The organism is Bacillota bacterium, from assembly GCA_012837285.1.
Classification (GTDB): domain Bacteria; phylum Bacillota; class DTU030; order DUMP01; family DUMP01; genus DUNI01.
In genome coordinates, this window is the sequence record DURJ01000077.1 from 1 (window position 1) to 10934 (window position 10934).

Genomic DNA, 10934 nt, shown 5'->3' on the forward strand with positions numbered 1-10934 from the left:
AGCCCGTGTGGTTATGACGCCCTCAGGTTATTGGCGGAAGCAATCAAAGAAAACGGTGAAGACAGGGATGCCATTAGTGATCACCTATCCCAGGTGGAGAATTTCCCCGGGGCCATTGGCGAAATTACTTTTGACGAAAATGGGGATGTGCATGTGCCATTAAAACTTCTCAAAATAGAAAACGGCGATTTCGTACCGTTTGAAGTTGGACAAAATTAGAAGGTAGACCCGGGTAAAGTTTGGGGCAGCAGTAGAATCAGAAAATATAACATCTAAATGAAACAGCAATCCTGCTTTAAAGCTGCCCCTTACTTTCCCTTTATTCGGGTCAGTTCCCCAAACTTATTAAAGCATAGGAGGCAGAAATAATGATAGGTTGGAGAGCGCGACTAGGCTTTATTCTACCTTCAATAAACGTTGTGCTGGAACAAGAAACGACAAAGATTTTGCCCCCGGGTATTTCTGGACATTTTGCCCGTGCACGAACAAGTGATGATACCTATGATGAACTTATCCGTATGGGCAAAGAAGCGCCCAAGGCTGCGGAAGAACTTGCGGACGCGGAAGTTGACGCCATTGCTTTTACATGTACGGCAGCCAGCTTTCTTGAGGGACCGGATTATAATCGGGAAATAGAAAACAGAATCCAAGAGATAACAGGGATACCGGCCATTACAACTTCATCCGCCATAGTGCGAGCACAGCACGCCTTGGGATTGAAGAAAGTTGTGCTTATTTCACCTTACGAAGAATGGCTAAATGAGAGGGCGAAAGTATTTCTTGAAGCTCAAGGGATAGAAGTTTTAGCAATGGAAGGCTTAGGTGTCATTGACGTACACATTGCAGACGTACATCCGGAAGAAGTGTATAAACTTGCCCGTACGCTATTGTTGAATAATAAGGAAGCCGACGGCATTTTTATTAGCTGTACCGATTTAAGATCCGCGGAGATACTGGATGTACTCGAGTCAGATGTTGGTAAACCCGTTCTTTCAAGCAATCAGGCGACAATATGGGCAATGCTTCAAACCATTGGGCTAAAGGTTCCCATCGAAGGGTTTGGCTCGCTTCTGCGGGATCATTTGTAAAAACAATATATGCCTCACGACCATGGCGGTTAGTCCGTAACGCAGTTTTCTGAGTAAGAAAGGAACTCTATCCCCTTGGGGAAATACTGCGGTCCGGTGCTCCCAGGGCATTGGAGCGGTAGCGGCCGATTTGGGAAAATGCCACCTGCCCGATGTTTTAACTTGGTATACCCGGGTAAAGTAAGGGGCGGTAGCCGCCCCCTGCTTCCCAAATCATCAGGAGGTTTTAATGAATGTATGTTTTACAGTATATAATCAATGGCATCACTCTCGGCAGTTTATATGCCCTTATTGCGTTAGGTTACAGCATGGTATACGGTGTGCTTTATTTTATCAATTTTGCCCATGGTGATGTTGCCATGATAGGTGCCTTCCTTTGTTTTGCCGTGCTAATGAATAAGTGTCATCTTCCGGCCATCGTAGCCATCCTAGGGGCTATAATTCTGTCGGCATTGGTTGGCGTTATCATTGAAAAGAGTGCCTATAAGCCCTTAAGAAACGCGCCTAGGCTGTCGATGATTATTAGTTCACTGGGCATTTCAATGTTGCTTGCCAATGGCGCCCAAGTTATATGGGGGGTAGCGACATTACCTGTACCGCCGGTTATACCGGTTAAGGTTTACCAGTTTGGTGTCGTTATGACGAACTCGCTTCAACTAACGATACTCATAATGTCCACCATGCTCATGGTAGCACTGCAGCTGCTGGTCAATAAAACCAAGTTAGGCCTTGCCATGCGTGCCACCTCTTTTAGCATGGATACAGCGCATGTAATGGGGATTGATACAGACAAGGTCGTTTCCCAGACGTTTGCTATTGGCTCCGCCTTGGCAGCAGCAGCCGGCATAATGATGGGAATTTATTATGCTACTATTTACCCAACCATGGGTGCCACCATTGGAATAAAAGCATTTGTGTCCGCCGTGTTCGGAGGAATAGGCAATATACCGGGGGCGATGCTGGGGGGCCTATTGCTGGGGCTGGTGGAGGAACTAGGCAGTGCGTATATTTCGTCAGGTTATCGCGATGCCATAGCTTTCGGCATTCTCATTATTGTGCTCTTGATTAAGCCAAGTGGATTACTAGGGAGCGCCAGGGGGGTAGACAGAGCATGAGCACCATGAAAATAGAAAAGATGTGGCCCGCGATTTTGGCGATTGTGGTCGTAATTGGGCTGATGCCGCTTGTTATAAAAGACCAGTACATCATTCACGTAGGTGTATTTCTCTTTATGTACATTGCCCTCGCATCAAGCCTCAATATAATTGTTGGATTCACAGGGCAGCCTAACTTTGCGCACGCTACCTTTTTTGGGGTTGGAGCCTATGCAGCTGCTCTGGCTGCTTTAAAACTAGGTACACCTTTCTTGTTTAATCTAATTCTAGCTGGGGTTGTTTCATCTTTGTTCGGGCTGGTCATTGGCCTGCCTTCTTTGCGGCTGAAGGGGCATTACCTAGCAATTGTCACTATTGGTTTTGGACAAATCATAAGGCTAATTGAGATTAATTGGGATAGATTTACCGGCGGCCCCATGGGATTACCTGGGATACCGACGGCTGCTATTGGCGGATACAGTTTTGATCGGAACGCATTTTATTATTTTAGTCTTCTGCTTGCTATTGTTATTTTAGGCGCTATCTACAAACTGACCAATTCACGCATTGGACGTGCTTTAATGAGCATCCGGGATGACGAGATGGCATCAGAAGCCCTTGGAGTAAATACCCGTTACTACAAAATATACAGTTTCGTTTTATCCACATTCTTAGCCGGGTTATGTGGGGCTGTTTATGCTCACTACGTTAGCTTTGTCAGTCCGGATACGTTTACACATGATGATTCCATCACTTTGATCTGTATGGTAGTTCTGGGAGGAGGAGGCACCTTTCTTGGGCCGATCCTTGGGGCAACTGTCCTAATGCTAGCACCGGAACTTTTTAGATTTGCTTCCTACTATCGGTATATCATTATTGGCCTGGTTATGGTGGTCGCCATAATGGTTCGTGAGGGAGTATTTCTCCAACCGTTAAGAACCTTTGTGGCGCGCATCAAAGGTATAGGTTTAAGGCGAGAAGATTAGGAGGTATCTTTCCATGGCTGATGCCCTACTAAGTGTTAACGACATAAGCCTAAGTTTCGGAGGCATAGCGGCACTAAAAGAAGTTTCCTTTTCATTAGCAAAGGATAAAATTCACGGTCTGATTGGGCCTAACGGTGCGGGCAAAACCTCAATGTTTAATGTCATTACAGGCTTATATCGGCCTGATAAAGGAAGTATAGTGTTCCAGGGTCGTGATATGACCAGGCTGGCACCCCACAAATTGTGTGCTCTTGGGATAAGCAGAACGTTCCAAAATATTAGGTTGTTTTCCAACTTAAATGTCATTGAAAACGTCCTGCTTGGTTTCCATTGCGGCACAAGTTCTGGGACCTGGGATGTTCTTTTCAATTCCCAACGTTACAAACAAGAAAAGACAGAAATAGTGGAAAAGGCAAAGGAAGTATTATCGTTGGTAGGTCTTGAATCCATAGAGACTCAAAATCCTCTTAAACTCTCCTACGGCATTCAACGGCGTCTGGAGATTGCACGGGCTCTTGCGACCTCGCCCAAGATACTACTTTTGGACGAACCCTCGGCGGGAATGAATACGCGGGAAAAAGGAGAGCTGTCCCGCCTAATCAAGCGCCTTAACGCGGAATTAGAGATTACCATATTAATCATTGAACACGACATGAGGCTGATCATGGCAATTTGTGATGAAATTACTGTGCTGGATCACGGGGTGAAAATTGCAGAAGGTGCCCCTAAGGCGATTCAAGCTAATGAACGCGTTGTGGAAGCGTATTTGGGTAGTGAATTTAGGAGGGGCGTTGGGAATGCTTGACATTAATGCTCTTGACGTGTACTACGGCAATGTACAGGTTTTAAGGGAACTTAGTATATCGGTAAATGAAGGGGAAGTTGTAGCAGTTATCGGCAGCAACGGCGCCGGGAAAACAACCTTGTTACGTACAATTTCCGGCCTCTTGCAACCGAAGGCGGGAACAATAACGTTTGACGGAACTCGCATTGACGGAATGGCTCCTCATTTAATAACAAAATGTGGTATTGGCCACGTTATGGAGGGGCGACAAATATTCGCCAACCTAACTGTAAGAGAAAACCTTTTGGTAGGCGCATATCTCCATAGCGACAAGGCAAAAATCGCACGCCTGGTCGAGAAGGCTGAGAGGCTTTTCCCCGTGTTACATGAAAGACGGGACCAGCTTGGCGGTACGCTTAGCGGTGGTGAACAACAGATGTTGGCCATAGGCAGGGCGCTAATGGGAAGCCCACGCATGCTGTTACTGGACGAACCTTCCCTGGGTTTGTCTCCGTTATTGGTTGAACAGGTTGCCGAAGCAATAGAAACGATAAGAGATGAAGAAGGTACACCAATGCTGTTGGTTGAGCAAAACGCTCGCTTAGCCTTGGCCTTGTCCCAACGCGGCTATGTAATCGAAACGGGAGAGGTTGTCCTGAACGGGGAGTCGGAGTTCTTGAGGGAAAATGACCTGGTAAAGCGAGCATATCTTGGGTTTTAACGTTTGTTTCTAAACAGACTCCATGTGCTTTTAAAAGGGGACTGAGGGGGAAGGATTAATGTTAGGTTTTATTGGCGGTGGAGCGATGGCAGAAGCCCTACTTCGCGGGATTTTGGCTACCTGCTAAAATGGTACTTCAAACCGGCGACTACCCAGGCCAGTTTAAGGACAGGGTGACTTCACCGGCCGGCACCACCATCTGCCGGGTGAACTGCACTGGAGGAAGGTGGCTTCCGCGGATTGGTGCTTAAAGCAGTGGCAGCCGCCGCCAAACCAGCAGGTGAGTTGGGGCGAGAGCAGCATTGAGATACGAACACCGGCAATAAAGAACAATCCCATATTTAGGGGGTAATGTTAAAAATGCCGTATGGGGGGCCAAAGATGCTTACAATCCGAAACCGTATCACAGTACCGCTGCCGGGTTGGCGAAGATAAAGGGGTGGCAACGAGGGAGGTGATTATTTGACTCGACTGCCAACTCAGTGCGGATCCAAAACCGGCAGCATTAGTTCCGGCACTGGTTTCGACGTGGATTGGCATCCCAAACCGGCAACAAAGTTGGCACAATGTGGTCTTTATGTGGTCTTTCCGTATGGCAGATGATGCCAACCATCGGAAAGACCTTGCAAAGAAAGGGGAGTAACATGAACTATATTAACAGCATTACCGAAGCAATCGGGAAAACGCCGCTTCTTAAGCTGAATAAGATTGGCAAAGATGTTCCCGCCAATGTATTTGTTAAGCTAGAACATCTTAATCCCAGCGGGAGCTACAAAGATCGAATGGCGCTATCAATGGTGGAAGCAGCTGAGAAAGGCCTTACCTGGAACGGCAAGAAACTTCCATCTGATGGTACTGTAGTTGAGGCTTCGGCAGGAAACACGGCCCCGGCGGTAGCGATGGTATGTGCCGCTAAAGGGTATAAAGCCAGGCTTGTACTTTACAGATATCAGTTTGACGGCGGCGAGACTACCGCCAGGATGAAGATTATCCAAGCATTCGGGCCTGAGGTCAGCATTTCAAGTGAACCAACAACTTATTTAAGTCAAGAGCAGTTAGAGGAAATTTTCGCCCAGCACCCGAACATGAACCGTGACCTTCCGCATGTTTTGGCAGCGAAGATGGATTGTTACCTAGCCGAACAAAACGACCCCAAATGTATCTGGGTTGACCAAATATACAATGAACACAACTACATCGGGCAGATGAATATGGGGCGTGAAATATACGACCAACTTGACGGCAAGATCGACGCTATAGGTTGTTCAGTATCGGCAGGAGGAAGCTTTTACGGCATCTGCTTGGGCCTGGAGGAAAAGGGATTACGGGTTCCCCTAACGTTCGGGGTCGTGCCGGAGGGTAGTGAGCACTATTTTGAACTGCAAGGGGTCGAGAACGATAGGGGAGAATTCGAAATCTCCGATGTACAGTCCAAGATCTGCGAGACGATGGGACTGAAGAAATGGGTTACAGAGAAGCCCATAGTAAATTTAATGTTCGAGGCCGGATACCCCGACAAGTTTTTCCTCGTTTCTGATGAGGAAGCAAGGAATATGGCCAACCGTCTTTGCCAAGAAGAGGGTATTTACTGCGGCATGTCATCAGGTGCAAATGTTGCAATTGCACTGAAGATCGCTCAAAGACTTGAACCAGGCAGCAACGTAGTCAGTGTTATTGTTGATCGCCGGGATCGTTATCTGTCGGAATATCCCCACGACAAATATGTGGTGTAAGTTCGGTCAAGCAACTGTATGATACAAAGTTCTTACGCTTGACGACGAACCGACGGGAAAGGCCTATCGGGCAGCATCGCAGGCGTGGACGCCAGCGGGCAGGACCAGCGAGCGGGGTGCCTGGGCCAAACCCGGCCGCAATCCGCCCCAGCAAATAATGGTAAATCAGCGGGGCGACACCTACAACTATGAAAGGGGAAATGCAAGATGGGGTCTTTGCGGGCGGTAGACCCTAAGATAGCCGATAGTATTAAACAGGAGCTGTTGCGGCAGCAAAGCCATTTGGAACTCATTGCCTCCGAAAACTTTGTGAGTGAGGCTGTTCTGGAAGCTCAAGGATCGGTTTTAACCAATAAATATGCGGAAGGTTATCCTGGACGGCGGTACTACGGCGGCTGTAAATTTGTGGATATCGCTGAAGAGCTGGCCCGGCAAAGGGTTTGTAAGCTCTTTAATGCCGAGCACGCCAATGTTCAGCCCCACTCTGGAGCCCAGGCCAATACAGCCGTTTATTTTGCAACTTTAGAGCCCGGAGACACGATTTTAGGCATGCGCCTATCTCATGGCGGGCATCTCACCCATGGACACCCCATTAACATGTCCGGTAAATGGTTTCGGATTGTTGACTACGGGGTAAACGAGCACACAGGCCGCATCGACTATGATGAGGTCAGATCCATTGCCAAGCGTGAATGTCCGCGTATGATTGTAGCCGGGGCCAGCGCTTATCCGCGCATCATCGATTTCGAAGCTTTCGCTTCCATTGCCCAAGAAGTGGGCGCATATCTAATGGTGGATATGGCCCATATAGCCGGTCTGGTGGCGGCGGGGCTCCATCCGAATCCGGTGCCAGTGGCCGACTTTGTCACCAGTACCACGCACAAAACTCTACGTGGACCAAGGGGCGGGCTGATCTTGTGTCCTAAGGACCAAGCCAAAAGCATAGATAGGGCTGTATTTCCCGGGATCCAGGGTGGGCCCCTTATGCACGTGATCGCCGCCAAGGCGGTAGCCTTCCAAGAAGCCCTGGCTCCGGAATTCAAGGACTACCAACAAAAGGTAGTGGATAATGCAAAAGCCTTGGCCCAGGGACTCATAAACCGCGGATTTACTTTAGTGTCCGGCGGCACAGATAATCATCTGCTGCTGGTGGATCTCAGACCGCAGAAGATAACCGGTAAGGATGCCGAGGCCATGCTGGATGAGATCAATATTACAGTTAACAAGAATACTATTCCTTACGATCCGGAAAGCCCCTTTGTGACCAGCGGACTAAGGCTCGGGACTCCGGCCATGACTACGCGGGGCTTGTCCACTGCTGACATGGACGAGATCGCGGATATAATTGCTCAAGCTCTGACTCGCTTTGATGAGGCTGGTATAAAAGCTAAGCTAAAGGCGCGGGTAAAGGATCTTTGCGCTGCCTACCCGCTGTATCCACAGAAACTAATATAAACACCGGGTGGGTTTTGCTCTAAATTTGGAGGTGCTAAAAATGAAACAAGCGATAATAACGGATAAAGTTCCTGCGGCAATCGGTCCTTATTCTTTGGGCATTCAGGCCGGGAAAATGGTGTTTCTCTCTGGACAACTGCCCATCGATTCGGCTACCAACCAGCTAATTGAAGATGATATTCAGGTTCAGACTCGGCAAATATTGAACAACATCCAAGCCATTCTTAATGCTGCCGGGGGTTCGTTAGCCAATGTGGTCAAGACAACGATATTTCTTAAAAACATGGATGATTTCGCGGCCGTCAATGAAGCTTATGGTGAGTTTTTTACCAACCCGGCTCCGGCTCGCTCGTGCGTAGCAGTGGCGTGCCTGCCCAAAAACGCAGACATTGAAATCGAGGTCATAGCTGTTCTACCTTAGTAGGCTAGAAAGAAGCTTCTAATGGACTACTGATCATATACAAGTAACCCCTGCAATTTCCGGAGTTGCAGGGGTTGTTGTTATTTTGATTGAGCAGGATAAAATCACGGTGGCGAGAATACCTACTAAATAAAGCTCTAATGAATTACTAGGGTGGGTGAGACTCATGGCTAAGGACAGTTTCGCTATTGAGTTGTTACCGCTGGAAGCACTGGATTTTCTCAAGGAAAGAATGATTGAACCAAAGCTGGTCCATGATGAAAGGCACGATTTAGGGAACGGTCGCTCTATGGGCATATTGGTGTTTGAACAGTATTTTTGGCGAGCAGGCAATCGGGTTGCCTTGGTCGTTGTAGCTGACAACTTAAAGGGGCAAACAGAAGTTAGGGTAATTGCCACTGGCAGCTCGCGCGCACTCTTATTGAACATTGATTGGGGCGCTGCCGAGGCCTTTGTTGACAGCGTCAAGAGAGTACTGGAAGAACACATGAGGAGCTAAGACAGTTCCTGCAATTTGTCCGTGGCCTTGAGGCCGCTACCGGTAAGGAAGGCTACATATTCATCTCCCATAAAACCCGGGGTGAAACGTCTTTTACCGAGGGGGTTCCGGTTAAAATCATGGCTACTTGTAACTCGCCGGTCAACTTTTCTAGCGCCAGCCGCACGCCTTCGGCTCCTGCGCCCACGGCAGCTTGCAGAAGCGGTCGGCCGACTAAGACACAATCGGCTCCCAGAGCCAGCATCTTGAGGACGTCTGCACCGCTGCGGATGCCGCCGTCCACCATCAGAGCTACTTTTCCTTTGACCCGTTGGGCTATGCCGGGGAGCACTTCGGCTGTGCCCGGTGTATGATCCAGAACCCTTCCCCCGTGATTGGAGACCACTATGGCTTTGGCCCCTGCCTCTACTGCCATTTCGGCCTCGTCCGGGGTCATAATTCCTTTGACGATAAAGGGTAAATTTATCGCCTGGACCAGCTGGCGCAGTTTTTCCATAGTCTTAGGCTCCACATACATTCCCAACAGCCGCATGTTAATAAGACCGGCCCCGTCCACGTCAATACCGAAGCCCACGGCTCCCACTTCTTCACCCGATTTACCCCACTTGATTATTTTTTCTTGTTCCCGCGGCTTGAAGATAAACATTCCTTGCCCCTGTTCTTCTTCTAAAGCTTGTAAGGCATATTTACCCACATCCCCGGCCATACCCAGGGTGCCGGCCAGGCGACAACCTTGGATTATTGCCGCTGTCAATTCATAGTCGGAGAGCAATCCGTTCAGGTTCGGCTTGGTACCGGCCATGGGAGCGCCCAGTATAGGAGTGCTAAGTTCTTGGCCAAACAGAGTGGTCGCCGTGCTGGGCTCGAACACATCATGGAGCGTCCGCAAGTTAAGATGCCACTTCTTTAGAGCTTGCACGTTGTTCATGAACGAGGACCCAGTTCCGATCCCTCCCATCCCAGGTACTTCGCCGGCACAAGCCCGGCCGTCGCAAACAGGACACAGACGACAAAATGGCTTCAGCTTTTCTTTAGCTATTTGTCGAACTTTCTTTAAGTCCATGCTTTGCCTCCTTGCTTTTTACAGTCTGCTATAAGATACTTTTTCGTTATTAAGGCCTCTATTTCCTCTTGACAGACGTTTATTGTCTTAGCTGTTCGGGATACCGGCGATTTTGCTGCCGCAATTATGGCTGTTCAGGCAGTCCACGTTCCCGTTCCCGTGATAAATCAAGCGCAGCGGCTATTGCCCCCAGCACGCCGGTTTGGGGTCCCAAAGTAGCTGGCAGCACCGGGTAATCGATACCGGGAACAGTGAGGACTCGCTCGGCCAAGGTCTGCCGCAGGGGGCGAAACAGCTTGTCCCCAGCCTGAGCCACACCGCCGCCGACAATGATTCGCTCCGGGTTAAGCAAGGTGGCTACCGAAGCCAATCCTATACCCAAAAAGCGGCCAGTGTCTTCCCAAATTTGCCGGGCCAACCGGTCGCCTTGGTCGGCTGCCTGGGAGACAAGTTCGACCGTTATAGCCTGATCTTTACCGTCACAAAGCTGCCACAGCAGGGTTTTCTTGTCTGCCGCCATGGCTGCTTGCGCGCGACGAGCGATGGCCGGGCCGGCGGCATAAGCTTCCAGACAGCCCCGCCTGCCGCAGTTGCACCTGGGCCCATTGGAAACTAAAGTAATGTGGCCTATTTCTCCCGCCAGACCTCTGCTGCCGCGGTAGATTTCTCCGTTTAAGATGAGACCGGAACCGATGCCAGTGCCGATAGCCACAAACAGCAGATCTTGTGTACCTTGGCCGGCACCCCATGTGTGTTCAGCCAACGCTCCTAAACGCACATCATTGTCCACTGCCAACGGACAGGAAAAATGCCGACGCCAGAAGCTACCGATATCTACATCCTGCCAGAACAAGTTAGGGGAAAAACGACAGATAGAACTGGCTGTCTCCAGCAAACAGGGAACACCCATGCCGATGGCGCTCAGTTGATCTCGCCCGAATCCATGGGCAGACAAGAGCTCATCCACCATATCGACTAAAGCCTTCAGGATGCCTTCCGGACCGCTGCTGACAGGAGTGGGCCGGTGGGCGGTGGTCAAAATTTGGCCGCCGGCAGCAGCCAGCCCCGCAGCTATCTTGGTTCCCCCCAG

Annotated in this window: 13 protein-coding genes; 11 read left to right on the top strand and 2 right to left on the bottom strand. The window is 49.5% G+C overall.

The features are described 5' to 3' along the window. The 11 genes from GX016_04575 to GX016_04625 form a co-directional block, all read left to right on the top strand. Positions 1-219 (top strand): branched-chain amino acid ABC transporter substrate-binding protein (locus tag GX016_04575; GenBank protein HHT70836.1); only part of this gene is annotated, 219 nt, incomplete at its 5' end. A 149-nt stretch (positions 220-368) separates the two neighbouring features. Further along, positions 369-1088, top strand: a complete 720-nt coding sequence (locus tag GX016_04580; GenBank protein ID HHT70837.1) for a maleate cis-trans isomerase — start codon at positions 369-371, stop codon at positions 1086-1088. Between the two features lie 233 nt (positions 1089-1321). After that, entirely contained in the window at positions 1322-2203 is an 882-nt protein-coding gene (locus GX016_04585; GenBank protein HHT70838.1) for a branched-chain amino acid ABC transporter permease, read from the top strand. Next, a complete protein-coding gene (locus GX016_04590) occupies positions 2200-3168 on the top strand; it encodes a branched-chain amino acid ABC transporter permease (protein ID HHT70839.1) in 969 nt (322 codons plus the stop codon). The genes GX016_04585 and GX016_04590 overlap by 4 nt, the downstream gene beginning before the upstream one ends. A 13-nt stretch (positions 3169-3181) precedes the next feature. Then, positions 3182-3973: an ABC transporter ATP-binding protein gene (locus GX016_04595; protein HHT70840.1), complete on the top strand. Its 792-nt coding sequence runs from the start codon at positions 3182-3184 to the stop codon at positions 3971-3973. Beyond that, entirely contained in the window at positions 3966-4673 is a 708-nt protein-coding gene (locus GX016_04600) for an ABC transporter ATP-binding protein (protein ID HHT70841.1), read from the top strand. Before GX016_04595 ends, GX016_04600 begins: the two co-directional genes overlap by 8 nt. A 462-nt stretch (positions 4674-5135) precedes the next feature. Then, positions 5136-5276: a hypothetical protein gene (locus tag GX016_04605; protein HHT70842.1), complete on the top strand. Its 141-nt coding sequence runs from the start codon at positions 5136-5138 to the stop codon at positions 5274-5276. Between the two features lie 41 nt (positions 5277-5317). Beyond that, positions 5318-6406, top strand: a complete 1089-nt coding sequence (locus tag GX016_04610) for a cysteine synthase family protein (GenBank protein ID HHT70843.1) — start codon at positions 5318-5320, stop codon at positions 6404-6406. A 207-nt stretch (positions 6407-6613) separates the two neighbouring features. Next, complete coding sequence (locus tag GX016_04615) at positions 6614-7861, top strand: serine hydroxymethyltransferase (GenBank protein HHT70844.1); 1248 nt, start codon at positions 6614-6616, stop codon at positions 7859-7861. A gap of 40 nt (positions 7862-7901) precedes the next feature. Beyond that, positions 7902-8282 carry a RidA family protein gene (locus GX016_04620; protein HHT70845.1) on the top strand — a complete coding sequence of 127 codons (381 nt, stop codon included), beginning with the start codon at positions 7902-7904 and terminating at the stop codon, positions 8280-8282. 166 nt (positions 8283-8448) lie between these two features. Further along, positions 8449-8781 (top strand): hypothetical protein, encoded by a 333-nt coding sequence (locus GX016_04625; protein ID HHT70846.1) that lies wholly within the window; start codon positions 8449-8451, stop codon positions 8779-8781. Positions 8782-8833: 52 nt separating this feature from the next. Here the strand turns inward: GX016_04625 and GX016_04630 are convergent, their stop codons facing one another. Both GX016_04630 and GX016_04635 read right to left on the bottom strand, forming a co-directional pair. After that, a complete protein-coding gene (locus tag GX016_04630) occupies positions 8834-9844 on the bottom strand; it encodes an alpha-hydroxy-acid oxidizing protein (protein ID HHT70847.1) in 1011 nt (336 codons plus the stop codon). A 124-nt stretch (positions 9845-9968) separates the two neighbouring features. After that, positions 9969-10934 (bottom strand): ROK family protein (locus tag GX016_04635; protein ID HHT70848.1); only part of this gene is annotated, 966 nt, incomplete at its 5' end.

Coding starts and splice junctions, on each gene's coding strand:
- GX016_04580 (HHT70837.1), top strand. CDS start 369: ATGATAGGTTGGAGAGCGCGACTAGGCTTTATTCTACCTTCAATAAAC.
- GX016_04615 (HHT70844.1), top strand. CDS start 6,614: ATGGGGTCTTTGCGGGCGGTAGACCCTAAGATAGCCGATAGTATTAAA.
- GX016_04610 (HHT70843.1), top strand. CDS start 5,318: ATGAACTATATTAACAGCATTACCGAAGCAATCGGGAAAACGCCGCTT.
- GX016_04590 (HHT70839.1), top strand. CDS start 2,200: ATGAGCACCATGAAAATAGAAAAGATGTGGCCCGCGATTTTGGCGATT.
- GX016_04585 (HHT70838.1), top strand. CDS start 1,322: ATGTATGTTTTACAGTATATAATCAATGGCATCACTCTCGGCAGTTTA.
- GX016_04600 (HHT70841.1), top strand. CDS start 3,966: ATGCTTGACATTAATGCTCTTGACGTGTACTACGGCAATGTACAGGTT.
- GX016_04630 (HHT70847.1), bottom strand. CDS start 9,844: ATGGACTTAAAGAAAGTTCGACAAATAGCTAAAGAAAAGCTGAAGCCA.
- GX016_04625 (HHT70846.1), top strand. CDS start 8,449: ATGGCTAAGGACAGTTTCGCTATTGAGTTGTTACCGCTGGAAGCACTG.
- GX016_04620 (HHT70845.1), top strand. CDS start 7,902: ATGAAACAAGCGATAATAACGGATAAAGTTCCTGCGGCAATCGGTCCT.
- GX016_04595 (HHT70840.1), top strand. CDS start 3,182: ATGGCTGATGCCCTACTAAGTGTTAACGACATAAGCCTAAGTTTCGGA.